Genomic DNA, 22,574 nt, shown 5'->3' on the forward strand with positions numbered 1-22,574 from the left:
ACCCGCCCCTAAGCGGATGGTGGGCGGGCCCTGTTCGCGGGCGCCATTGTGGCGGGCCCGGTGCGCGGGGGAAACGGGTGAACCGGGTCTCCTTGAGCGGATTCCTCGCACCCCGAGTGCGCCGCGCACCTCCCGTGCGACCACCCCCGGGCGATGCCCGCCGACCCGCGGCGACGATACTGGTGCATGAACGTGCCCCCGCCACCAGATGGACTCATGCGCACTTCCGCCTCCACCCGCCCGACCCCGTCCCGCACGCTGTGGCTGGCCCGTGGCCGCCATACCGGGCCCGATACCGAAGACGTCGTACGCCGGACGCTGCACCGGCTCAAGGACGACGGGACCATCGACGACCATCTCGAGGTGCCGGTCGCCGAGACCGCCGAGAGCGCTGCGCAGTCCGTCTTCGAGGCGCGCTGGACGGTCGCCGATTCGGTGACCGTGCGGGCCCGGCTGACGCTCGCGCACGACGCGGAGCCCGGCCGGGAGTGGGTGCTTGCGGCGGAGGCGGAACGCGCGTGGGAGCAGGGGTGGCCGTCTCCTGCCACCATGTTCTGGCCCGACGAGCCCGGTGTGCCCTGGGACCGCCAGCCCGTCACGGGGCTGCGCCTTCGGGAGGTCAACCGCCTTCCCGCGGACGACAAGGACATCCGGCGTCTGCTCAGGAACTCCGTGCGCGGAGGCTGGAACATCAATGTCCTCGTGCACGAGGCGATGACGCCCGACGAGCGCGGCCGGCTGCCGATCGGCCCGATGCTGCCGCCGAGCCTGCGGCATCGCGTCGTGGAGCACCGTGCCGCACCGGACCAGCTGCGCATCGTGAACCGGGTCCTGCGCGAGTTCGGGGTGCAGGTCCCGCGCGGCGGCGCGGTCCTGCTGCCCGCCACGCCGGCCCCGGACGGCTTCGACGCGGACGAATTCTCCGTACGCACGGTCTTCCTCGACGGCTCACGGCCGGCGGAACTCCTCGACGGGCTGGCCCGTTTCGCCGCGCTGCCGTCTGCACTGCCGGACGGTGCCGAGAAGGCCGTCACCGCGCTGCGGGACGACTGGCAGCTGAGGACGCTCGAAGAGGAACTCGCCCGTGCACGCGGGCTCGTGGACATGTACGCCGAGGCGCTCGAGGCCATGACCAAGTCCCGGGATCTGTACCGCGAGGCCGCCGAGCGGGCGCATGAGGCGCTGGCCGCCCACCGCGAGAACGGCGACGGCGCTCCCATCCGGCCGCAGCTGCCCGCCGCGCCCCAAAGCTCCCCGTTCCAGCAGCTGACCCGAAGGCTGGAGCGCCTGAAGGACACCGCCAAGGCCCTGCGCCCCACGCCGGTCGCGGACGGCGGCCGGGAGCCGGACGGCACAGGTGAGCGGCCGGACTCGTCCGGCCGCTGAAGGCCTGTGTGCACGGGACGTGAAGCGCCCGCGGTCCGAAGAACCGCGGGCTTGGACGTGACGGACTGAGGACGTCAGGGAGATGGCGCATCACTCCGGTCGGCTCGCCGCGGCCAGGGGGCGGGCCGCTGCACCCATGGCCGACGGGTGCGCGGCGATGCGCAGGACCAGGGCCGTCAGGGCGGCCAGTGCCGCACACATGGCGGCCAGGCCGGCGACCCAGCCCGGCGCGAGCGTCAGGTCGAGCGCCTGGGACAGCCACGCCGAGTGGAGCCGGCCCCGGTACAACTCGACCCCGGCAAGCAGCGCCGGCACCGCGCCCGCGACCGCGAGGGCGAGCGGGACGGGCCGCAGGGTCACCAGTACGGCCAGCAAGGCGCACAGGGCCGACACCGCGACGCCGGTGACGTAGATCTGGACGGGCTCGCCGGTCTGGTACATCGGGAACCAGAGCAGCGCACACAGGAAGAGTGCGGCTGCGACGAGCAGGCCCGGCCACGGCGGGCGCTCGGCGTGACGCGCCGGCGCTCGGGCGGGCCGCCCCAGCACGGTGCCCGGGCCGAAGGAGGGCGGGGCCGGGGGGACGGGCGGCGGGATTGCGCCGTCCGGGCCCCACTCCTTCTCGCCGTGCGGCCGAGCCTGCGGCCACGCCTCCGGCACGGTGGCGCGGGCTGTGCGCTCTTCGCCCAGCCGGCCGATGAGTTCCACGAGGTCCTCGACGGACCGTGTCGAGGCGGCCGCCCGTGCTGCCTCCTGCCCGAAGTGGCATTCCTTCGACGTCCGGTGAAGCTGTGCCATCAGCCGTGTCACTTCCTCCACCGGACGGTTCTCGACCGCCGCGCGGATTGCTTCGTCCGCGCTGGCGGCGTCGCGCGGTGGGCGGGTGAGAAGGGTGACCAGCCGGGCGACGTCCTCCACGGAGCGGTTCTTGCCGACCGCGCGCAGCGCGTCGGTGGTGGCCGTCGCGTACTGCGGGGACTGCTCCAGCATGGTGATGAGGTTGGCGACTTCCTCCAGGGGTCGATCGTTGACGGCGGCGTGCACCACGGTGCTGAACGGGTCGTCGTGCGCGACAGCTATCGGGCGGTCGTTGGACTGAGGTGATGAAGAGCTGATGCTCATGACGCTCCTGCATAGAAGAGATGGAAAGGTTCGCCAGCTCCCGCGTCTCCCGACGCGTTTCACGACATTGCGGTGCAGTTGCCATTACTAGGTGCTGCTTGCGGCCCGTGCCAGTCGAGTGGGCCACAGGTATGAGCCCGCGCCGCGCTCATGACGGGGCGACGGGGACACGTACGAACGCCGGATGCGGGAATCCGAGAAAAAGGGGCGCGCCGTTCGGCACGCCGAATGGAGGAGGACCGTGAAATGGACCACAACGGTGATCGTGGTCGCCGTTGCCCTCGCGGCGCTCGCCCTCACGGTGGCCGTCGCCCTGCTGGTGCGACTGGTGCGGGCGCGGCGCGACCTCAGGCGTGCCGGGCTGCCGACCGGGCCGCGCTGGGTTTTCTGGGGTGCCGTCGTGTACTTCCTGCTGCCGACCGACCTGCTTCCCGACCCGATCTACCTGGACGACATCGGCGTCCTTCTCCTCGCTCTGCGCAGCCTGCGCGGCTCTTTCGACGGGCCGAATCGTCACGAATCTTCCCTGTGATCACGGAGAGTAAGGAAACCAATCACTCGTTCGATTCGTATAAGTGACTGGAAGGGCAATGCAGTCGGCGGACCGGGCGGCGCCGCAAGGCGCGGACCGTCGGGTCGGTGCTGCACTGACGAGGGAGACACGATGCAACCGTTCGCGCTCAACTACGCACGTCCGGCGGTGGAGTTGGAGGCCACGACTCCGTATGTCTACGACTCCGGGCTGCAGTTGAACGTGCTCATGGACGGCCGGGTCGCCGCCGGCGACCTCGCGCTGCTCAGAGAGTCGGGGACCACGACGTCCACCGCGGGCTCCAAGACACACTTCGACGACTGAACGCGGAACCGCCGACCATGACCGTGCTGATCCTGACCTGTGAAGAGGACGTGACCGCCGACATGGTGGTCGTGCACCTCAACGCGTCCGCGGTTCCGGTGGTCCGCCTGGACCCCGCCGACCTGCCCGGCGGTGTCGCGCTGTCCGGTGAGTACGTGCACGGCCGCTTCCGCGGCCATCTCCAGTCCGCGGGCCGCCTGGTGAGCATCGCCGGGCTGCGGTCCGTGTGGGTGCGCAGGCCGGGAGGTGCGGGCACACGGGCGACCACGCCCTCCGCGTGGCTGACCGAGGAGTCCTCCCAGGCGCTCTACGGCATGCTGCGCGGCTCGGACGCGCGCTGGATGAACCATCCCGACGCGGCCCGCCGGGCCCGCCACAAGCCGTGGCAGCTCCGGCTCGCCCAGCGCTGCGGACTGCCCGTCCCGGCCACGCTGATCACGACATTTCCGCAGGCGGCCCGGGAGTTCGCCGACCGTTATCCGGATCTGGTGGTCAAGCCGGTCTCCGGGGCGCACCCGCAGGATCCGCCGCGGGCGGTGCCGACCAGCCGGGTCGCGCCGGACACGGATTTCTCCGCCGTGGCGTTCGGGCCCACGCTGCTGCAGCGGCGGGTGGGCAAGCGGGCCGACATCCGGCTGACCGTGGTGGGCGAGCGGCTGCTGGCGGCCCGCAAGGCGACCGCCGCCGATGTGGATCCCGACGACCCGGGCTCGGTGGACGTGCGCTTCGCCTCGTCCGACATACCGTGGCGGGCGACCGATGTCCCGCCGCGCATCGCCGAAGCCGTCCGCTCATATCTGCGCGAGGCCGAACTGGCCTACGGCGCCTTCGACTTCGCCGAGGACGCCGACGGGACCTGGTGGTTCCTGGAGTGCAATCAGTCGGGGCAGTTCGGCTTCGTCGAGGTGGAGACGGGTCTGCCGATCGCCCGGACCATCGCGGAGTGGCTCGCCCATCCCGGGCCGGAGCCGCAGACACGCGTCAACGGCTCGAACACCACGGTGTGTTGAGGGTGGGCGGTCAGTGGGGCAGCGAGCCGGGCAGCAGCGCGGACCGCTGCCATCCGGCACCCGGGGAGGCCTGGCGCTCGGGGGAGGCTACGCCGCCGAAGGACTGCAGCGGCCGCATGGCGTACTCCAGTTCCCGGCTCACGCGCTCGGCCTCCCGGCGAGCCTGAGTGGGGACGTCGCCGCGCTCGGCGACGAGTCGGTCGTAGATCGGGGAATCCTGGAACACCAACGCGCCTTTCGTGTGGTGGCCCATGCGCATGGGCACAGCTGTCGAGTGTATGCGCCCCGGCATACCGGGATGTGAATTCTCCAAGAGCACTTGACGTCGGCACGACGGTGTGGCTGGCCGACATACGTTCACGGGGATCTCGACGGTCGCCCGCAGCAGGCTGAACAGGGCGGTGAACACGGCGAGTTGCGCGGTGCCACCGCCGCGCCTCCCCGCTGCCGAAGCCGTCGCCGCGTCAGACGGCCAGCGACAGTCCGCCGTCTCCGCCCGGGGTCCGCCGCGAGGCGATCAGCAGGGCGTCCGCCTTCGCGATCGCGTCCTCGACGCTCGTGGCTCCCATGGTGGCGCACAGTGCGCGGCTGACGTCCGCCAACTCCCGTGCCGCCTGCGGCTTCTCACGCTCCGCCTGCGCGATGCGCAGCGACGCGTATCTGGTGAGCAACGTTCTGACGACCTTCGGGTCAGGAACGAGCACGAAGCGCCCCTCTCTTTGGTTTTCGCCCCGCCTTCCCGGGCAGGCCCGGACCATTCACATCTTCCGCGCCCCGGGTCGCAAATTGACGCATTAGCGCCGTCCGACCCGATTCCCAGCGCGCCGCGAGGCGTTGAACAGAGGGTAACCTCCCAAGCACGAACGGTGAAGCCCATGAACCGCTCCGGCCGCCTGCTCTGCACCCTCTACCTCACCACCAGCGGCGAACTCGCCTGGACCACGGTCCTCGAGTTCCTCCACGGCCCCCGGTGGGCCGCCTGTCTGTTCGCAGCGGCGAGCCTGGTCCCGGTCATCGCCGTCGTCCGCGAGACGCTGATCCGCGATCTGCGCAGGTCCGCCGCCGCAGTGCGCCATCCCGCGCGTACGGCCGCCGACGAGATCGTCCGCGGGGAGCTGGACGCCGCGTGCTGCGAACGCTGGTGGACGAGCCTCGGCATCCACCACGACTCGACCTGCCCGCACGGGATGCGACGGAGCAGCGCCGCCTGAGGAGGCGGCCGGGGGCCGGACGCAGAGGCTCTCAGGCGACCTGTCCGCCGTGCAGCTGCGCAGGAGTTCCTCGTGCGTCCCGGTTTCCAGCATGCGGCCGTCGCCCAGTACCACGATCTGGTCGGCGCCCCGCACGGTGGACAGCCGGTGTGCCACCACGAACGTGGTCCGGCCGCGCAGCAGCCGGGCCGGCGCCTGCTGGACGAGGGCCTCCGAGCGGGTGTCCAGGGCCGAGGTCGCCTCGTCCAGGATCAGCACCTCGGGGTCCCGGATCAGGGCGCGGGCGATGGCCAAGCTCCCCCAGTGCCTTGAGGACCTGGGGGTACCCCCAGGCGCTGCCCGCCGGACAGCCGGGCGCCGCGCTCGCCGACCAGGGTGTCCAGGGCCTGCCGCAGCCCCTCGGTGAACTCCAGTGCGTTGGCGTCGCGCAGCGCCACGCGCACCGTCTCCTCGTCGGCCTCGTCAATGCCGGGGCTGTGCTTGACGGTGAACACGCCGACCGCCGCGATCAGGTGGCGGCGGTCGGCGCGGAACAGGTACCCGAGGGTGCGGATCGGGTGTTCGTTGCGGTAGCGGTGGTCGAGGGGTCTTCAGGACGACGAGGCCATCAGACGGCGTCGAGCTGTGCGCGCTCCTCGGCGGTGAGGTCGAGGTCGGTCGCGGCGAGGGAGTCGAGGATCGTCTCCGGGCGGCTGGCGCCGGGGATGGGGACGACAACCGGCGACTTGGCGAGCATCCAGGCCAGGCACACGCGCTGCGGGCTCACCCCGCGGGCCTCGGCGATCCGGGCGAACGGCGCGAACCTGGAGCCCAGTTCACCGGCCCGGGAGATGCCGCCGAGCGGGCTCCAGGGCAGGAACGCGATGCCGAGTTCGTCGCAGAGCTCCAGTTCCGGCTCGCTGGAGCGGAAGGCCGGGGAGAACTGGTTCTGCACGGAGGCCAGGCGACCGCCGAGGATCTCCTGGGCCTGTCTGATCTGCTGCGGGTCGGCGTTGGAGATGCCCGCCAGACGGATCTTTCCCTCGTCCAGCAGGTCCCGGATCGCACCGACGGACTCGGCGTACGGCACCCTCGGGTCGGGGCGGTGGAACTGGTAGAGCCCGATGGCCTCCACGCCGAGCCGGCGCAGGGATTCCTCGCAGGCCTCCTTGAGGTGGCGGGGGCTGCCGTCGAGGGTCCAGCTGCCGTCGCCGGGGCGCAGATGGCCGCCCTTGGTGGCGACCAGGACGTCCCCACCGCGGTCGTGGGAGGCGAGGGCCTTGGCGATCAGGGTCTCGTTGTGGCCGACTTCGTGGGCGTCCCGGTGGTAGGCGTCCGCGGTGTCGATCAGGGTCACGCCGGCGTCGAGGGCGGCGTGGATCGTGGCGAGGGAGCGCGCCTCGTCCGGCCGTCCCTCGATCGACATGGGCATCCCGCCCAGGCCGATCGCGCTGACTTCGACGTCACCGATGCGGCGGGTGTGCATGGGCTCGTGACCTCTTCCGGTTGTCGCGCGGTACCGAATGACGTTCGGCCCTCCGCACCTGGAGTGCGGCTGTGCCAGAACGCATTTCCAGCCTGACCCGCCCACGGGCCGCAGGTCCAATAGAGGAAAGAGAACACATTCAGCAGCCGCGCAACTGAATCCCCGGGTGGGCCGAACGGGCTTGCGCGGTCGCCCGGTCGGTGTGCGACGCTCGCTGGCGACCAGTCGTCGCAACGGGCGGCACAGTGGAGAGGCGGCAGTATGCGCATCGGACTTCTCGGTACCGGCCCCTGGGCGGGGATGGCGCACGCCCCGGCCCTGCACGAGCACGCCGAGCTGGAGTTCGTCGGGGTGTGGGGCCGCCGTACGGAGGCCGCGAAGGAGCTCGCCGACCGGTACGGCACGCGTGCCTACGACGAGGTCGACGCGCTGTTCGCCGATGTGGACGCGGTCGCGGTCGCCCTGCCGCCGGCCGTGCAGGCGGAGCTCGCGGTGCGGGCGGCGCGGGCGGGGTGCCATCTGCTGCTGGACAAGCCTCTCGCCACGACGGTCGGGCAGGGGCGGGCCGTGGTCGATGCGGCCTCGGAGGCCGGCGTCGCCTCGGTCGTCTTCTTCACCTCCCGCTTCCTGCCCGAGACCGAGGCCTGGATCGCCGAACAGGCGGGCGTGGGGGGCTGGTTCACGGCGCACGCCCAGTGGCTCGGGGCACTGTTCGGCGGTGCCGGCGACAGCCCGTTCGCGCACTCGCCGTGGCGGCGGGAGAAGGGCGCGCTGTGGGACGTGGGCCCTCATGCCCTGTCCGTGCTGCTGCCGGTCCTCGGTGACGCCCGGCGGGTGGCGGCCGCGGCGCCCGGTCCCGGGGACACCGTCCAGCTGGTCCTCGACCACCTCGACGGCGCGTCGAGCACCCTGACGCTCAGCCTGTCGGCCCCGTCCGCGGCGGCGGGCGCGGCTGTCGAACTCCGCGGCGAGGCAGGGGTGTCGGTGCTGCCGGAGAGCGCCGAGGGAGCTGTCGCCGCGCTCGTCCGCGCCGCCGACGCGCTGCTCTCCGCCGCCCGCACCGGGCGACCGCACCCCTGCGACGCCGCCTTCGGGCTGCGGGTCACCGAGATCCTCGTCGAGGCCCAGACCCTGTTGGACGGCGCCGCCGGCTGACCCAACTCCGGTCGAGGGCCTCGACCATCAGGCTCGACTACTCACGCCTCCCGGGATCGAAGTCGATGCGCTCCCGCACGACGGGATAGCCGGCCTTCGCGAAGTTCGCCGCCATCGGGAAGTTGCCCTGGTCCGTTGCCGCGGCGACGAACTTCGCGCCCTGCTCGACCAGGAAGTGTGTGCACTGTGCCAACAGGTCGTAGGCGTAGCCGCGTCCGCGCTGTTCGGGCAGCACGCCGATGAAACCGATGCACGGACCCGAGGGGTTGTGCGCCGGGATGTGGATGCCCACCGGCTCGCCCTGCCGGGTGTACGCGATCTGCCACCACTCCCGCGGTGACGGGCACCAGCGGAAGAAGTCGAGCTCCTCCTGGGCGGCCCGGTCGAGGCCGCCCTCTTCGATGGCCCTGAGCGCATGCGCGTCGAGGGTGACGGAGTGGATGCGGCGCAGTGCGTCGAAGAACACCGCGTCGTCCGGCTCGGCCCGGAAGTCGAGCCGCTCGGGCCGGTCGGGCAGCCCGCACTCCGGTGTCCAGCGGTACAGGAAGCGCTGTACCAGGAGTTCGTACCCGGCCGCCCGTGCGGCGCTGAAGCGCGCCTCGGCGGCCGCGTGCAGGCGCGGGTCGGCACGCCAGCCGGCCGGCAGGTTCAGTTCGAGTGCGACCTGCCAGGGGGCGGAGCGCAGGAGTTCGGCCCCCGCTTCCTCCTCCCCTTCGGCCACGTCGAACCAGTTGACGTTGAGGGGTTCGGCGTCGTCGGGGCCGCCCCACCAGGCACCGCGCGCGACGACGGCGCCGTCGCGCACGGCGACCCGCTTCCAGTCGGGACGGTGACGGGTCCGCCGGTGCACCGCACGGGCACCCAGCGGGTCGGGCAGCGTGTCGAAGATGTCGGCGTCGCTCTCGTCGAGCGCGCGAATGACCGGATCGGTCATGGATTCCTCCGGGATGTGTACTGCGAGCAGCGCTCCCGGATCAGGTCAGACCAAGCACGCCGGGACAGCGACGAGGGAGCGCGGGACATGTGTGGACTGCACGGCACTCGCCTCCTTCCGTCTGTCTTGGGGCGTGAGGTCACACGGTAGGGGGCCCGTCATGGGCGCGTCCACGGCTTTTCCCGAACCGGGAGGCGGTTTCCGGCCCGGCGTGCGGGCGGCGGCCCGTCGTAGGAGCGTGGTGCTGTGGGAAAGGTGCACCTCCTGTCACCGCGGCGGCGGGACCACGAACGGCGGGGCTGGCTGCGGGGCGCGCCGCCGCCGCGTCTGGTGCGGGTGCTGCCGCTCGTCCTGATCGCGGGCGTGTGTGTGGCCACCCTGGCCAGCGACGAGCCCCTCGACATCGGTTTCCTGCTGGGCGCCATCCCACCGCTGGCCGTCCTCTCGTACGGGCCGCTGGCGACCGCGGTTCTCGGCGGTGTCGTCGTCGCCGTGCTCAACATCCCGGCCTTCCAGCTCAACCACCCAGGCAACACGGACCTGTTGACCATTTCCTTCGTGTCCGTGCTGAGCGTGTTCGTGTCCTATGTGCGCAGCCGCCGCGACGCCCAGCTGGATCTGGAGCGCACGGTCGCCGAGGCCGCGCAGCGCGCCGTCGTTCCCGAGCTGCCCGAGCGGGTCGGGGCGGTCCGCTGCGTCGGCCTGTACCGGGCCGCGCAGCGCGGAACGCTGGTGGGCGGCGACTTCTTCGACGTGCGCGAGGGGCCGCACGGTGTGCGGGCGGTGATGGGCGACGTCCAGGGCCACGGGCTGTCGGCGGTCGCCACGGTCGCCTCCCTGCTGGGGGCCTTCCGGGAGGCGGTGCTGGACCAGCCGGACCTGGAGTCGGTCGCGGCCCGGCTCGACCGCAGGCTGGAGACGGACTCGGCGTCGTCCCGGTACGCCGAGCTGTTCGCGACCGCCGTACTGCTGGAGTTCTCACCGGACGCCCGGTCGGTGCGGATGGTGTCCTGTGGGCATCCGGCGCCCGTGCTGCTGCGCGGCCGGCAGGCCACCGAGATCGAACTCGCCGCCTGGACGCCGCTCGGTCTCGGCCTGTCCGACGGCGGCCCGCACGCCGGGCTCACGCTACGCCTGGAGCCCGGCCACAGCCTGTTCCTGGCCTCGGACGGCGTGAGCGAGGCCCGTGACTCCTCCGGCGCGTTCTATCCGCTGACCGACCGGCTGGCCGCGCTGGCCGACGACGACCCGGCCGTGCTCGCCGGCCGGGTCTGGGCGGATCTCGTACGGTACTGCCCTGCCGTCGTCGACGACGTGACGATGCTGGTCCTCACGCCCGGGTCACCGGACGCTCGCTGACGTCCTTCCCGGCGCTCTGTTCCTGGTCGCCCTCGGCATCGATGTGCGGCAGGATCCGGTCGAGCCAGCGCGGCGTCCACCAGGCGCGCGGCCCCAGCAGCGTCATCACGGCCGGCACCATCAGCAGCCGTACGACGCTCGCGTCGATCAGCACACTCACGGCGAGGCCGAGGCCGAGCATCTTGACCACGATGTTGTCGCTGACGATGAAGGCCGCGAAGACGCTCATCATGATCAGTGCCGCGCAGGTGATGACCCGGGCGGTGATCTCCAGGGCGTGGGCGACCGAGGCCTTGGCGTCTCCGGTGCGCAGCCAGGCCTCGTGGACGCGGGAGAGCAGGAAGATCTCGTAGTCCATGCTCAGGCCGAAGATGATCGCGAACATCATCATCGGCACATAGCTCTCGATGGGCACCTTGCCGTTGACGCCCAGCGCGGGCCCGCCCCAGCCCCACTGGAAGACGGCCACCACGACGCCGTACGAGGCGCCGATCGACAGCACGTTGAGGACGGCCGCCTTCACCGCGACGAGCAGACCGCGGAAGACCGCGAGGATGATCAGGAATGCCAGACCGACCACGACGCCGATGATCAGGGGCAGCCGGCTGGCGACGATGTCCCGGAAGTCGACCTGGGCGGCCGTGGTGCCGGTGACGTAACCCTTGGCGGATGTACCGGAGACCGCGGCGGGAAGGGTGTGGTGGACCAGGCGGTTGCTCAGGTCGGTGGTGGTGGCGCTCTGCGGGGACTGCTGCGAGTAGACCGTGCTGATCAGGACGTCCCCGTCCTGGGTGGTCGTCAGCGGGGTGACCGTGGCGGCGCCGGCGACTGCGTTGAGGGTCTTCTGCGCCTGCGTGGAGAGGGAGGAGCGCTGTGCGGACGGTACGGAGGTCTGGTCGATGACGACGGTCAGCGGGCCGTTGGAGCCGGGACCGAACGCAGTTGTCATCAGGTCGAACGCCCGCCGGTCGGTGAAGGAGGTGGGGTCGGCGCCGTCGCCGATGTGGCCGAGCTGGAGGGAGAGCACCGGGATGGCGAGGACCACGACGGTCACGACGCCCGCGGTCAGGAACTGCCAGGGCCGCCGCTCGACCCGCTGTGCGTAGCGGTGCCAGGTGCCCGTGGGGGTGGTGCCGGGGGCGGCGTCGGTCTCGGCGACGGGGCGCCGTACGTGGTAGCGGTCGATGCGTTTGCCGACGAGTCCGAGCAGGGCCGGGACCAGCGTCAGCGCGCCGATGACCGCGGAGACGACCGTCACGGCGGCGGCGACGCCGAGTTTCGCGATGAAGGACACGCCGGATACGGACAGCCCGGCGAGAGCGATGATCACGGTGCAGCCGGAGACCAGGACGGCCCGTCCGCTGGTGGCGGTGGCGTGGCCGGCCGAGCGCACCGGGTCGGCGCCGTCCATGAGGTTCTGCCGGTGCCGGGTGATCTGGAACAGGGCGTAGTCGATGCCCACACCTAGCCCGATCATCGTGGCCAGGGTCGGCGAGACGGTCGCGAAGGTGAACGCCGCGGCGAGCAGCCCCAGGCAGGCGAGCCCGCCGATCACGCTGATCAGCGCGGTCAGCAGGGGGACGCCGGCGGCGATGACGCTGCCGAAGCCGATCAGCAGAACGACGATCGCGACGGCGAAGCCGATGAGTTCGCTCACCCGGTCGTCGGCGGCGGGCCGGGCCAGTTCGCCGAGCGGTCCGCCGTACTCGACCTGCGCGCCTGCCGAGCGCAGCGGCTGGACGGCCTTGTCCACGCCGTTCAGGTAGTTGTCGCCGAGAGTTGAGGGCTGCACGTTGAAGCGGACGGTGATGTACCCGGTCTTCCCGTCGGAGGCGAGGGGGCCCACCTTCGAGGGCGGGACGGACAGCGGGTTCTGGGCCGACAGGACGTGCGGCAGTTTCTGCAGGTCGCCGACCGTGGTGGACATCTGCGAGCTCAGCGCGGTCAGGGACTTCTGTCCGTCGTGCAGGACGATCTGGCTGCTGTAGCCGCCCGCCGCGGGATCATGCTTTTTCAGGACGTCCAGGCCCTGCTGGGACTGCACTCCGGGCAGCGAGAAGTTGTCGGAGTACTCCCCGCCGAAGTTGCGGTTCAGGGTCTGCAGCGCCACGAGCGCCACCAGCCAGGCCACCATGACGATCACGAAGTGCCTGGCGCACCACTCCCCCAGCCGCCGAAGCACCCCTCCGGCGACAACCCCCGTGCCCCCCGCGTCCTTGCGGGTCGGTGACATTGCCTCGGTCTTCCCTGCCGGTCGAGACGGTCGCTGTCTCTCATGGGACGTCTCTCATTAGACGCCCGTCCTGTCACTCCGGCATCTCGGGGCGCTTGCGTTCCCTTCCGGATGCACGCCGCGCTTCGGCGATGAATGGTGTTAGCAGTAGCGATCCGGACCCTAGGAGCAGAGATCATGCCGACGTCACAGCCCGACGTGTCCGGGCCGTCCGAGGACCGTGTCACCCCGGACGACCTGCTCCACACCCGTACCGGCACCGATGTGTCGCCGGAGGACCTCGTCCTTGCCACCGGCAGGGACATCACCCCGCACACTCTCGAGTGGGCCAGGCGCAAGCTGGAGACGGAGGGCCCCGCCGCCCTGGAGAAACTGCTGCCGTAGGCGCCGGTTCAGTCCGCGTCACCGGGCTCCAGGCACAGCACCGGCACCCGCTGGACGAGGTTGTTGGTGAAGCCGCCGCGGTTCCAGTGCTGGTCCAGCGGCTGGGTGTGTCCTTCGGCGTCGGTGGCCCGCGCGCTCAGCACGTGCTCGCCGGGGGTCGCCGTCCAGTCGAAGTGCCAGCGGCGCCACGCCCACCGCCGCCCGTCGTCGGGGTCCAGTCGGGCCTGGTGCCAGGTGCGCCCGGCGTCCGTGCTCACCTCGGCCCGCGCGAGCGGTGCCCGCCCCGACCAGGCGCGGCCCTCCAGCGTCACCGGGCCCGGCCGTACCACGCGGGAGCGGGACATGAAGTCCGGGAATCCGGGCGGGATCAGCAGGGCGCGGGGTTCGATCCGGGTGACCGGTTCGCCCTCGTCTGCGGAGTCCTGCCGCAGCCGGTAGGCCACGCTCTGCTGGAAGCCCGTGAACGGTGCGTCGACGACCGTGATGTCGCGCAGCCATTTCACATGGGCCATCCCGTACCAGCCGGGCACGACCAGGCGCAGCGGGCGGCCGTGCTGGGGCGGCAGCGGGGCGCCGTTCATCGCGTACGCCACGAGTACCTCGGGCTCGGTGCCCGTCGCGACGTCCACCGGCAGGGACCGCCGGTAGTCCTGTTCGACGCCGCGTTCCACGCCGTGGTCGGCGCCGGTGAACACCACGTCGACGGCGTCGGACTCCACTCCGGCCTCGGCGAGCAGCAGCCGCAGCGGTACGCCCGTCCACTCGGCGGTGCCGACCGCCTCGACGAGCCAGGGCTGGCTGACCGGGCGGGGGGTCAGCAGGGCCCGGCCGTTGCCCGCGCACTCCAGGGTCACGCGCGTGGTGACCTGGGGGTAGGCCCGCAGTTCGGCCACCTCCAGTTGCAGCGGACGGCGGACCCGGCCTCCGACGGTCAGTGGCCAGGGAGTGTTCTCGGGAACGTACGGGATGTCGTAGTGCGTCAGCAGGTAGTGCAGGCCCGGCGGGGTGACGTCGTAGCGCAGTGCCTCGAGTGGGAGGCCGTGGTTGCGGGTGGCGAGCGCCAGTTCGTCCCGGCCGATGCCCTCGTCGGGGGCGGCGAGCCGGGCGGGTGTGCTCGCGTCGGCGAGTCGATGGCCCATGGCCGCATTATGCTCCGCTGGCTGTGCCGCTGTGCGGCTCCGCCGCGGGGCCGCGAAATGCCGTCGGCCGACTGCGGCGCCGTCGTGGCTGGTCGCGCAGTTCCCCGCGCCCCTTCAGGGCGCGGCAGTCGGCGGAGGCGTTTCGGACCAGGCGGCAAATGCCAGGTCCTCCCTGTGAGTTCGGGTGCGATCGTTGCCCGTTCAGTCTTTCGAAGCGGGGCCCTGGGCTGACAGACTCCGGAAGGTGCCCGACTTCGACATGCTTGTCATCGGATCCGGCCCGGGTGGCCAGAAGGCCGCCATCGCCGCGGCCAAGCTCGGCCGCCGGGTCGCCGTCGTCGACCGCCCCGACATGGTCGGCGGGGTCTCCATCCATACCGGCACCATCCCCTCCAAGACCCTGCGCGAGGCGGTGCTGTACCTGACCGGTCTCACCCAGCGCGATCTGTACGGGCAGAGCTACCGGCTGAAGGAGGACATCACCGTCTCCGACCTGACCGCGCGCACCCAGCACGTGGTCGGCCGGGAGGTCGACGTCATCCGCAGCCAGCTCTCCCGCAACCACGTCTCCCTGTTCGCCGGCACCGGCAGTTTCGTCGATCCCCACACCATCGCGCTGCGCGAGGTCACCGGTCACGAACGGCTGCTCAGCGCCGAGCACATCGTCATCGCCACCGGTACCCGGCCGGCGCGGCCCGACAGCGTCGAGTTCGACGGCCGTACGATCATGGACTCCGACAATGTGCTGGAGCTGGAACGCGTCCCGCGCTCCATGGTCATCGTCGGCGCCGGGGTCATCGGCATGGAGTACGCCTCCATGTTCGCCGCGCTCGGCAGCAAGGTGACGGTCGTCGAGAAGCGGGCCGGAATGCTCGACATGTGCGACGTCGAGGTCATCGAGTCGCTCAAGTACCACCTGCGGGACCTCGCCGTGACCTTCCGGTTCGGGGAGACCGTCGCCGCGGTGGAGCGCCATCCGCGGGGCACGCTCACCATCCTGGAGAGCGGCAAGAAGATACCGGCCGACGCGGTGATGTACTCGGCGGGCCGGCAGGGCCTGACCGACGAACTCGACCTGGACAAGGCCGGACTGTCCGCGGACCGGCGCGGCCGGATCACCGTCGACGAGCACTACCGCACCGAGGTGCCGCACATCTACGCGGTCGGCGATGTGATCGGCTTCCCGGCGCTGGCCGCAACGTCGATGGAACAGGGGCGGACGGCCGCCTACCACGCCTGCGGTGAACCGGTCGGCCAGATGGACAACCTGCAGCCCATCGGCATCTACACCATCCCGGAGATCAGCTTCGTCGGCCGTACCGAGGACCAACTCACCGACGAATGCGTGCCGTTCGAGGTCGGCATCTCCCGCTACCGCGAACTGGCCCGCGGGCAGATCATCGGCGACTCGCACGGCATGCTGAAGCTGCTGGTCTCCCCCGAGGACCGCACCCTGCTCGGCGTGCACTGCTTCGGCACCGGCGCCACCGAACTCATCCACATCGGCCAGTCGGTGATGGGCTGCGGCGGAACCGTGGACTATCTGGTCGACGCGGTCTTCAACTATCCGACGCTGGCGGAGTCCTACAAGGTCGCCGCTCTCGACGCCACGAACAAGCTCCGGCAGATCGACCGGATCGGCGACTGACCGTCCGTTCCCCGGGGGCCTCACCGACCGCAGCCGGGAGGTTACCCCCTGGTCAACTTGAAAGCTCAAAGTCTGGGGCTATCATCACTCGCACACACGGCGTGACCGTCCGGCGACGCATCGGCCGGGCGGTATCCGCCGCGCTTTTTCGCCGCCCTTGACCTGAGGCCAACCCTCTTCCGTCCGGGGCGGGTTCATCACCCCCCACCTCCCCCTACGCCGTCGGGGCCTGGTTCGCCCTCGCGTCGTGCAAGACGGAAAGCAGCGCAACCATGAGCAACAACAGGGGCAGAGGGCTGCAGGCCAATGCCCTCGGTACGTTCGACACCGTGGTGATGGCCGTGGCGGGCAGCGCTCCGGCGTACTCGATCGCCTCGACCACCGCGGTCCTGGTCGGCGCGGTGGGCCTGGCCAGCCCGGCCGCACTGCTGTACTGCGCGATACCGATGCTGGGCATCGCGCTGGCGTTCACCTATCTCGGCCGTATCGATGTGAACGCGGGCGCCAGTTACTCCTGGGTGGGGCGCACGCTGCATCCGTTTCTCGGCTTCATCAGCGGGTGGGCGCTGGTGATCTCGGCGACCATCTTCATGGTGGCCGGTTCGCTGCCCGCCGGTTCGATGACGCTGGCCCTGTTCGACGACGGCCTCGCCGACAACACGGCGCTGTCGACGGTGGTCGGCGCGGCCTGGTTCGTCGTCATGCTGCTCGTGGTCCTGGGCGGAGCCCGGCTCACCGTCCGCGCCCAGCTCGTCATGTCCGGCGTCGAGCTCACGATACTGGCGCTGTTCGCGGTGCTTGCCGTCCTCCACACCGGGGGCGCCCGCCCGTTCGACTGGTCCTGGCTCGGCTTCTCCCACTTCCACGGGGTGTCCGGCTTCGCCTCGGGCGCCTTGGTCGCGGCCTTCTACTACTGGGGCTGGGACGTCACCAGCAACCTGAGCGAGGAGACCCGCAACAGCCGTCGTACGACGGGACTCGCCGGGCTGATCGGGGTGGGCATCGTCTTTCTGCTCTTCGAGGCGTTCACCATCGCGGTGAACGTCATCCTGTCCTCGAAGCAGATCGAGGCGAACGACGCGAACGTGCTGGGTGCGCTCGGCGACGCGATCTGGCCGGGCTGGGGCGGCAAACTGCTCGTCGTCTCGGTGATGCTGTCGACCATCGCCACCCTGGAGACCACCCTCATCCAGGTCACCCGCTCCCTGTTCGCCATGGGCCGCGACCGTACGATGCCCTCCGCGCTCGGGCGGGTGCACCGCACCTGGAACACCCCGTGGGTGGCCGTCACGGTGGTGGGCGGAGTCGCGCTGGCGATGTTCATCGCCTCCAACGCGCTCGGCTCGGTGGGCGACATCCTCTCCGACGCGATCCAGGCGATCGGCCTGCAGATCGCCGTGTACTACGGCCTCGCGGGCCTCGCGGTGGTCGTGGCGTACCGCAGGATGCTGCTGAAGTCGCCGACCGACTTCCTGCTCGGCGGGGTGTGGCCGCTGTTCGGCGCCCTGTTCATGTTCTGGATCTTCGCCGAGTCACTGAGCGGGCTCGACACCGCAGCGATCGCCATCGGCATCGGCGGGCTGGCCGTCGGGCTGGTCCCGATGCTCTGGTACTGGAGGCAGGGCAGCGACTACTACCGGCCCGCCCGCCTGGACGCCAGCCGCACCGTCGAGGCGGAGTACGTGCCCGACGGCCTGACGGCCGCGAACTCCCGTGTCCACGAAGGTCTCTCCACCGACTTCTGAGGCAGACCCCGATGGCGAGAGACCGATTCGCTCCCGACTACGACCCCGACTGCGGAGACGCGCCCCTGACCGACGCACGCCACGACATCGTCATCGGCCGCTGGCAGGGCCTCAGGGACTTGCTGCGGGTCACCGGCCCGGACTGGCTGGCCCGCGGCCACCGGGTCCGGCTGCTGGCACAGGCCTGCGCGGGCAGTTCCACGGTGGAGTCGTGGCTGGCGGCCGAACCCCACAGCGGTGACGCGCTGGTGCTGCGGGCGGCGACGGAGACGGCCCGCGCGTTCAACCTGGCCATCGCCGCCGGCCGGGGTGTGCCGATCGACCAGCACCGCATCGACACCGCGGTGACGGCGTGTCTGCAGGCCGCGGAGGCCTACCTGGACGATCCGACACCGTGGATCTCCCTGATCTCGGTGGCCCGGCTGTACTCCTCGGGCGTGCGCCGGCAGGAACTGTCGCGCTGGTGGGACGAGTTGCACCGGCGCGACCCGTACAGCGTGGAGGGCCATCTGCAGGTCCTGCACTACTACTCGGCACGCTGGCACGGCACGCACGGCCTCATGTACGACTTCGCCCGCGACGCGGCCGGAGTGGCACCCCCGGGCTGCGCACTGCCGGTTCTGGTGCAGTACGCACGGGTGGAGGAGTACCGCTACGCCCTCGATGCCGCCAAGGGCAGCCAGTCGGCGGTGGGCCTCGGGCAGCACTGGAACCACGACGGCGCCGTCAGCGACGTACGCCGCACCTGGCAGCGCTGGATCACGGGCCGCACGGACAGCGGCATCGCCCCCGGCGAACTGCGCGACCTCAACTATCTGGCACACGCCGCCTGCAACGCGCATGTCCCGGACGTCGCCACCGCCCTGCTGCGGATGCTGGGGCGCCGGGCCACCCGAACTCCCTGGTCGTACACGGGAGATCCGGACCAGCAGTTCGTCAAGTGGCGCAAGGAGCTGAAGCTGCGGGGGTGACCGATCGGAACAGGCCGACGACGGCGGTCAGGAGGCGGCGTTCGGTCCGTCCGGGCGGGTGCTGCGCTGCTCGACCATCTCCCGGCTCAGCGCCTCGGCCTCCGGCTCGGAAAGCCGCTCGAAGCCCTCCTCGGTGATCACCGACACGATGGGGAAGATACGGCGGTTGATGTCCGGGCCGCCGGTGGCGGAGTCGTCGTCGGCCGCGTCGTACAGGGCCTGGAGGGCGGCCAGGGCGGCCTCCCGACGGTCCATGCCCTTGCGGAACAGCTTCTTGAGCGCGCCGCGGGCGTACGGCGATCCGGAGCCCTCGGCGTGGAAGTCCGTCTTCTCGTACAGGCCGCCGACCACGTCGAAGCTGAAGATGCGGCCCTTCTCGCCGTCCGGGGCGGACTCGTCGTAGCCGGTCAGAAGCGGTACGACGGCGAGGCCCTGCATGGCCTGGCCGAGGTTCTCCCGGATCATGCCGGCCAGGCGGTTCGCCTTCGCGTTGAGGGTCATGGGGATGCCCTCGATCTTCTCGAAGTGCGCCAGCTCGACCTGGTACAGCTTGACCATGTCCAGGGCGAGCCCGACGGTACCGGCGAAGGCCACGGCGGTGTAGTCGTCCGCGGGATGCACCTTCTCCAGGTCGCGCTGCGCGATGAGGTTGCCCATCGTGGCGCGGCGGTCGCCGGCGATCAGCACACCGTCGCGGTAGGCGAGGGCCAGCACGGTGGTGCCGTGCGGGAACTGGCCGTCCCGGGCCCGGACGCCGTCGGGGAAGGGGCGGCGGGTGGGCAGCAGTTCGGGGCGGTGCGCCGCCAGGAACTGGGCGAAGGACGCCACTCCCGGAGTGAAGAACTCCTCCCCCAGCCCGCCACCCGTGTCACTCGCGATCATGCCACTCCCCCTCCTCGTCGGCCCGACATCGGACTCCTACCTGAACCGGCACCGCGGGAAACACCCGCACCGTGCACGGGGTTGGTTCGCGGGCTCTCAGTCGTGGGGGAACGAGTGGTGTTCGTGCGCGACCAGCCAGCGGTTGCGCTCCTTGCGCAGGCCGATCGTCAACCGCAGGCGGAGCGTGGGGTGTTCAGCAAGTTCCTGAGGCGTCGCGCAGTACAGCAGTGCGTGCGCGTAGGCGACATCGGTGCCGGCGGTGACGTCGAGGGACTCGATGTCGAAGCAGGCGCCCTGGGCCTGCCATGCGAAGAACGGCGGCCAGGTCGCGCGGTAGGCGGCAAGGCCGCGAATGCCCTCGTCCGGCGGCGGGACGTCGTACATCACGATGTCCTCGGCATGGTCGGCGAGGACGCCGTCCAGGTCGCCGCGGTGGACGGCCTCGGCCCACTTCTCGATCAGTGTGCGGATCTGTGCTGCGTCGTCGGGCACGGCACCGGCTCCCTTCCTCACCACGGACGTGTCCCCCTGGAGAGACGACTCCCCGCGCCGCCGCAGTTCATCGCGCCGCCGTCCGGGTGACAGACTCTGCCGTGTGCCGCTGACTTTCGACGATCTACTGACCCGTGCCCGCGCTCTTCCCCGAGGGGGTCGGCGCGCGGTCCTCGGCATCGCCGGCAGCCCGGGCGCGGGCAAGTCCACGCTCGCGGAGAGCCTGGTGCGGGAGCTGAACGGGGCGGCCGGACAGCCGTGGGTCGCGCATGTCCCCATGGACGGCTTCCACCTCGCCGACGTCGAGCTGGACCGGCTGGGCCGCCGGGACCGCAAGGGAGCGCCCGACACCTTCGACGCGGCGGGGTACGCGGCGCTGCTGGCACGCCTGCGCGAGGAGGACGAAGCCGACGTGGTGTACGCGCCGGGGTTCGAGCGGGTGCTGGAGCAGCCGATCGCGGGCGCCGTCCCGGTGCCGCCGACGGCCCGGCTGGTGGTGACCGAGGGCAACTACCTGTTGCTGGACACGGGAGCCTGGCCCCGCGTCCGCAGCCGGCTCGACGAGGTGTGGTTCTGCGAACTGGACGAGCAGGAGCGCCTGAGGCGGCTGATCGCCCGGCACGAGGAGTTCGGCAAGGGGCACGAGGAGGCGGTGGCCTGGGTGGAGCGCAGCGACCAGCACAATGCGGAGGTGGTCGCCGCGAGCCGGGCGCGGGCCGACCTGGTGGTCCCGGTGGGCGAACTCGCCCTCAAGTACTGACCGCGCGCAGCGTCAACCCCGGCTCCCCCCGCTCGTCGTCGGCGCCGATCACCGCGGTGAAGGCGGCGGTGCGGACGGCCAGCCCCTCCTCGGTCCGTTCGACCGACACCGTGAGCGGCCCCTCGGAGCCGTACCGTACGGCGAACACATGCAGGTCGTCCGGCGCGTCCGGGATCGGGCCCGCCTCCAGGGCGGTGGAGCTCACCAGGTGGCGCCAGCCGTCGTCGGGGTTGCCGTAGCCGCGCGGGTCGGCGGCGAGCGCGAACGCCGCCTGCTCCTGGGTGAGTTCCGCGCGGGCGTCGAAGTGCTCCTCGCCCTGCGCCTGCGGGTGTGTCAGACGCAGCGTGCCCGCCGACGCCACCGCGCCCTCGGCCGTCCGCCGCACCCGGTTGCCGTCGTCCGCCGCGTACGGCAGGCCGGCGAGCAGATACGGGTCTCCGGGCAGGCGTTCCACGGCGACCGTCGTCCACAGGCTAGTGCCGTCGGTGACGTAGAGGGACCGTACGTGCCGCAGGACGTGGTCGCGGCCGACGACCGGCTTGGTGACCACCTTCGCGGCAAGGCCGTCGGTGCGCACGTCCCGTACCCGAACTTCGCCCATGGGTCGGCAGAACACGAATCCGTCCAGTACGGGGCCGAAGCCGTGCTGGCGGGCCACGGCCGCCGGAAGGTAGTAGGTGCCGCCCGCCTCGACGACCGAAGGGGTCATACGGTCGTCGAAGGCCACCGAGACGGTGCCCGCCCGGAGTTGGTGGCGCACCGGCTCGGTCGAGGGTGTGCGGTGCCAGCGCGTGGGGTCCTGGATCTGCCAGACCAGCATCCAGGCGAAGTGGCCGTCGACCCCACCGTCGGGTTTGGCCGCGTGCCGCCCCCAGCGGGTGTCGCCCCGGTAGCGGCCCAGGTCGGAGCCGATACGGCGGCTGAAGTAGCGCAGGCCGAGGACCGACTCGAAGCCGGAGTGCTGCTCGCTGTAGCGGGGACCGCCGTTGTCGAAGCCGCCGCCGGTGAGACGGGCGTCGATGTAGCGGGCGAGGGCGTCGCCGTCCTCGGCGAAGATCTCCGCGCCGCTGACCCGGTGGGCCTGGGCGAGAAAGGAGAGGGAGATCGGGCCGTAGTTGTTGTCGTAGGCGCCGCCGTGCTCGGGAGGCAGCAGGGCGCCCCGGTCGCGTACCCGGTGGGCGCGGATCTCCTCGGCGTACACCTCGACCGCCCGGGAGCGGACCAACTCCCCTTCCTGTGCTGGGAGATGACGCGCCAGCATCAGGCCGCCGACCACGCACCCGATGGCCTGGTTGCCGGCCTCCTGCGGGTTGAAGAAGGTCGCCTCGGTCAGCCAGCGCCAGTAGCCCTGCGCCACCTCCAGCAGCCGGGTTCGCTGGTCGGGGTCGATCAGGCCGTCCGGTGCGTCGAGGATGTTGACCGCCTGGAGCAGCGCCCACGCCGTGCTCGGCCAGTCGCCGATGGGGTGGGCGCCCGCCTGCAGGACGTAACGGGCGTACGGGAAGCCCGAGTTGCGGATCCTCAGGTTCGGGTAGCCGGGGTTGTCCTCGACGTAGACCCGCTCGCGCAGGTGGAAGGCGAGGCTGCGGTGCACCGCCTCCGGCAGCCGCGGGTCCTCGGTGCGCTGCAGGGCGAGCACCAGCAGGGACGTGATGCCGAGCGAAGTGTCGCCGATGTCGTCCAGGCAGTCGGGGTGTTCGAGGTTGCCCTCCGGCGTGATCCGCCGCAGGGCCTGCTCGACGACGTCGGCGAGGACGGCGTCGTACGCCTCGGGGCTGTCGAGCAGGTCGTGCAGGGAGCCGCGCTGGTGGGGCAGGTGCAC

General features: G+C 71.3%; 22 protein-coding genes and 1 pseudogene. 12 read left to right on the forward strand and 11 right to left on the reverse strand.

All coding sequences use genetic code 11. From position 1 onward, the window contains the following. Nucleotides 1–216 precede the first annotated feature (216 nt). The gene (locus P2Q00_RS44775) at nt 217–1,386 is read left to right on the forward strand and encodes a hypothetical protein (RefSeq protein WP_275780557.1); all 1,170 of its coding nucleotides are present in this window, start codon (nt 217–219) and stop codon (nt 1,384–1,386) included. A 90-nt stretch (nt 1,387–1,476) separates the two neighbouring features. Here the strand turns inward: P2Q00_RS44775 and P2Q00_RS44780 are convergent, their stop codons facing one another. Beyond that, on the reverse strand, nt 1,477–2,508 hold the full coding sequence (locus P2Q00_RS44780) for a hypothetical protein (RefSeq protein ID WP_275780558.1): 1,032 nt from the start codon (nt 2,506–2,508) through the stop codon (nt 1,477–1,479). 241 nt (nt 2,509–2,749) lie between these two features. Between P2Q00_RS44780 and P2Q00_RS44785 the strand changes: the two genes are divergently transcribed. From P2Q00_RS44785 to tgmB, 3 genes are all read left to right on the forward strand, one after another. After that, nucleotides 2,750–3,040 (forward strand): YkvA family protein, encoded by a 291-nt coding sequence (locus P2Q00_RS44785; RefSeq protein ID WP_275780559.1) that lies wholly within the window; start codon nt 2,750–2,752, stop codon nt 3,038–3,040. A gap of 132 nt (nt 3,041–3,172) precedes the next feature. Further along, a complete protein-coding gene (gene tgmA / locus P2Q00_RS44790) occupies nt 3,173–3,364 on the forward strand; it encodes a putative ATP-grasp-modified RiPP (protein ID WP_275780560.1) in 192 nt (63 codons plus the stop codon). Between the two features lie 17 nt (nt 3,365–3,381). Then, nucleotides 3,382–4,374, forward strand: a complete 993-nt coding sequence (gene tgmB / locus P2Q00_RS44795) for an ATP-grasp ribosomal peptide maturase (protein ID WP_275780561.1) — start codon at nt 3,382–3,384, stop codon at nt 4,372–4,374. Between the two features lie 10 nt (nt 4,375–4,384). Here tgmB and P2Q00_RS44800 read toward each other — a convergent pair whose 3' ends face one another. Together P2Q00_RS44800 and P2Q00_RS44805 are read right to left on the reverse strand one after the other, a co-directional pair. Beyond that, nucleotides 4,385–4,600, reverse strand: coding sequence for a hypothetical protein (locus tag P2Q00_RS44800; protein WP_275780657.1), 216 nt, complete (start codon nt 4,598–4,600; stop codon nt 4,385–4,387). 238 nt (nt 4,601–4,838) lie between these two features. Then, nucleotides 4,839–5,078, reverse strand: coding sequence for a DUF5133 domain-containing protein (locus P2Q00_RS44805; protein WP_275780562.1), 240 nt, complete (start codon nt 5,076–5,078; stop codon nt 4,839–4,841). A gap of 171 nt (nt 5,079–5,249) precedes the next feature. On the opposite strand from P2Q00_RS44805, the gene P2Q00_RS44810 reads away from it, so the two are divergent. After that, nucleotides 5,250–5,585 (forward strand): hypothetical protein, encoded by a 336-nt coding sequence (locus P2Q00_RS44810; RefSeq protein ID WP_275780563.1) that lies wholly within the window; start codon nt 5,250–5,252, stop codon nt 5,583–5,585. Nucleotides 5,586–5,642: 57 nt separating this feature from the next. Here P2Q00_RS44810 and P2Q00_RS44815 read toward each other — a convergent pair. Both P2Q00_RS44815 and P2Q00_RS44820 read right to left on the reverse strand, forming a co-directional pair. Then, nucleotides 5,643–6,055, reverse strand: a pseudogene (locus tag P2Q00_RS44815) (ATP-binding cassette domain-containing protein); the annotation flags it as partial. A 137-nt stretch (nt 6,056–6,192) separates the two neighbouring features. Then, nucleotides 6,193–7,050 (reverse strand): aldo/keto reductase, encoded by an 858-nt coding sequence (locus P2Q00_RS44820; RefSeq protein ID WP_275780564.1) that lies wholly within the window; start codon nt 7,048–7,050, stop codon nt 6,193–6,195. A 261-nt stretch (nt 7,051–7,311) separates the two neighbouring features. On the opposite strand from P2Q00_RS44820, the gene P2Q00_RS44825 reads away from it, so the two are divergent. Further along, nucleotides 7,312–8,205: a Gfo/Idh/MocA family protein gene (locus P2Q00_RS44825; RefSeq protein WP_275780565.1), complete on the forward strand. Its 894-nt coding sequence runs from the start codon at nt 7,312–7,314 to the stop codon at nt 8,203–8,205. Nucleotides 8,206–8,242: 37 nt separating this feature from the next. On the opposite strand, the gene P2Q00_RS44830 is transcribed toward P2Q00_RS44825, so the two are convergent. Continuing rightward, entirely contained in the window at nt 8,243–9,139 is an 897-nt protein-coding gene (locus tag P2Q00_RS44830; RefSeq protein ID WP_275780566.1) for a GNAT family N-acetyltransferase, read from the reverse strand. 246 nt (nt 9,140–9,385) lie between these two features. On the opposite strand from P2Q00_RS44830, the gene P2Q00_RS44835 reads away from it, so the two are divergent. Continuing rightward, nucleotides 9,386–10,498 (forward strand): PP2C family protein-serine/threonine phosphatase, encoded by a 1,113-nt coding sequence (locus tag P2Q00_RS44835; RefSeq protein ID WP_275780567.1) that lies wholly within the window; start codon nt 9,386–9,388, stop codon nt 10,496–10,498. Here the strand turns inward: P2Q00_RS44835 and P2Q00_RS44840 are convergent. Further along, nucleotides 10,470–12,731 (reverse strand): MMPL family transporter, encoded by a 2,262-nt coding sequence (locus P2Q00_RS44840; protein WP_275780568.1) that lies wholly within the window; start codon nt 12,729–12,731, stop codon nt 10,470–10,472. The two genes, P2Q00_RS44835 and P2Q00_RS44840, sit on opposite strands and share 29 nt — an antisense overlap. 177 nt (nt 12,732–12,908) lie before the next feature. On the opposite strand from P2Q00_RS44840, the gene P2Q00_RS44845 reads away from it, so the two are divergent. Then, nucleotides 12,909–13,115: a hypothetical protein gene (locus P2Q00_RS44845; RefSeq protein ID WP_275780569.1), complete on the forward strand. Its 207-nt coding sequence runs from the start codon at nt 12,909–12,911 to the stop codon at nt 13,113–13,115. Nucleotides 13,116–13,123: 8 nt separating this feature from the next. Here the strand turns inward: P2Q00_RS44845 and P2Q00_RS44850 are convergent, their stop codons facing one another. After that, complete coding sequence (locus P2Q00_RS44850) at nt 13,124–14,254, reverse strand: sulfite oxidase (RefSeq protein WP_275780571.1); 1,131 nt, start codon at nt 14,252–14,254, stop codon at nt 13,124–13,126. Between the two features lie 244 nt (nt 14,255–14,498). Here P2Q00_RS44850 and sthA point away from each other — a divergent pair, with 244 nt between their 5' ends. The 3 genes from sthA to P2Q00_RS44865 all read left to right on the forward strand — a co-directional run bounded on the left by sthA (nt 14,499) and on the right by P2Q00_RS44865 (nt 18,618). Further along, nucleotides 14,499–15,902, forward strand: coding sequence for a Si-specific NAD(P)(+) transhydrogenase (gene sthA, locus P2Q00_RS44855; protein WP_275780572.1), 1,404 nt, complete (start codon nt 14,499–14,501; stop codon nt 15,900–15,902). Between the two features lie 272 nt (nt 15,903–16,174). Further along, on the forward strand, nt 16,175–17,647 hold the full coding sequence (locus P2Q00_RS44860; RefSeq protein WP_275780573.1) for an APC family permease: 1,473 nt from the start codon (nt 16,175–16,177) through the stop codon (nt 17,645–17,647). Between the two features lie 11 nt (nt 17,648–17,658). Further along, nucleotides 17,659–18,618, forward strand: coding sequence for a hypothetical protein (locus P2Q00_RS44865; RefSeq protein ID WP_275780575.1), 960 nt, complete (start codon nt 17,659–17,661; stop codon nt 18,616–18,618). Nucleotides 18,619–18,645: 27 nt separating this feature from the next. Here the strand turns inward: P2Q00_RS44865 and prcB are convergent, their stop codons facing one another. Beyond that, nucleotides 18,646–19,500 carry a proteasome subunit beta gene (prcB, locus tag P2Q00_RS44870; protein ID WP_275780577.1) on the reverse strand — a complete coding sequence of 285 codons (855 nt, stop codon included), beginning with the start codon at nt 19,498–19,500 and terminating at the stop codon, nt 18,646–18,648. Nucleotides 19,501–19,596: 96 nt separating this feature from the next. Continuing rightward, nucleotides 19,597–19,992, reverse strand: coding sequence for a nuclear transport factor 2 family protein (locus tag P2Q00_RS44875; RefSeq protein ID WP_275780578.1), 396 nt, complete (start codon nt 19,990–19,992; stop codon nt 19,597–19,599). Nucleotides 19,993–20,095: 103 nt separating this feature from the next. Here P2Q00_RS44875 and P2Q00_RS44880 point away from each other — a divergent pair, with 103 nt between their 5' ends. Further along, nucleotides 20,096–20,752 (forward strand): nucleoside/nucleotide kinase family protein, encoded by a 657-nt coding sequence (locus P2Q00_RS44880; protein ID WP_275780579.1) that lies wholly within the window; start codon nt 20,096–20,098, stop codon nt 20,750–20,752. On the opposite strand, the gene P2Q00_RS44885 is transcribed toward P2Q00_RS44880, so the two are convergent. After that, nucleotides 20,742–22,574 (reverse strand): hypothetical protein, encoded by a 1,833-nt coding sequence (locus P2Q00_RS44885; RefSeq protein ID WP_275780658.1) that lies wholly within the window; start codon nt 22,572–22,574, stop codon nt 20,742–20,744. The two genes, P2Q00_RS44880 and P2Q00_RS44885, sit on opposite strands and share 11 nt — an antisense overlap.

The organism is Streptomyces coacervatus (genome assembly GCF_029223485.1).
In the GTDB taxonomy this organism is placed as follows: Bacteria; Actinomycetota; Actinomycetes; order Streptomycetales; family Streptomycetaceae; genus Streptomyces; species Streptomyces coacervatus.

Coding starts and splice junctions, on each gene's coding strand:
- P2Q00_RS44845 (WP_275780569.1), top strand. CDS start 12,909: ATGCCGACGTCACAGCCCGACGTGTCCGGGCCGTCCGAGGACCGTGTC.
- tgmB (WP_275780561.1), top strand. CDS start 3,382: ATGACCGTGCTGATCCTGACCTGTGAAGAGGACGTGACCGCCGACATG.
- P2Q00_RS44850 (WP_275780571.1), bottom strand. CDS start 14,254: ATGGGCCATCGACTCGCCGACGCGAGCACACCCGCCCGGCTCGCCGCC.
- prcB (WP_275780577.1), bottom strand. CDS start 19,500: ATGATCGCGAGTGACACGGGTGGCGGGCTGGGGGAGGAGTTCTTCACT.
- tgmA (WP_275780560.1), top strand. CDS start 3,173: ATGCAACCGTTCGCGCTCAACTACGCACGTCCGGCGGTGGAGTTGGAG.
- P2Q00_RS44820 (WP_275780564.1), bottom strand. CDS start 7,050: ATGCACACCCGCCGCATCGGTGACGTCGAAGTCAGCGCGATCGGCCTG.
- P2Q00_RS44865 (WP_275780575.1), top strand. CDS start 17,659: ATGGCGAGAGACCGATTCGCTCCCGACTACGACCCCGACTGCGGAGAC.
- P2Q00_RS44775 (WP_275780557.1), top strand. CDS start 217: ATGCGCACTTCCGCCTCCACCCGCCCGACCCCGTCCCGCACGCTGTGG.
- P2Q00_RS44860 (WP_275780573.1), top strand. CDS start 16,175: ATGAGCAACAACAGGGGCAGAGGGCTGCAGGCCAATGCCCTCGGTACG.
- P2Q00_RS44830 (WP_275780566.1), bottom strand. CDS start 9,139: ATGACCGATCCGGTCATTCGCGCGCTCGACGAGAGCGACGCCGACATC.
- P2Q00_RS44780 (WP_275780558.1), bottom strand. CDS start 2,508: ATGAGCATCAGCTCTTCATCACCTCAGTCCAACGACCGCCCGATAGCT.
- P2Q00_RS44825 (WP_275780565.1), top strand. CDS start 7,312: ATGCGCATCGGACTTCTCGGTACCGGCCCCTGGGCGGGGATGGCGCAC.
- P2Q00_RS44810 (WP_275780563.1), top strand. CDS start 5,250: ATGAACCGCTCCGGCCGCCTGCTCTGCACCCTCTACCTCACCACCAGC.
- P2Q00_RS44840 (WP_275780568.1), bottom strand. CDS start 12,731: ATGTCACCGACCCGCAAGGACGCGGGGGGCACGGGGGTTGTCGCCGGA.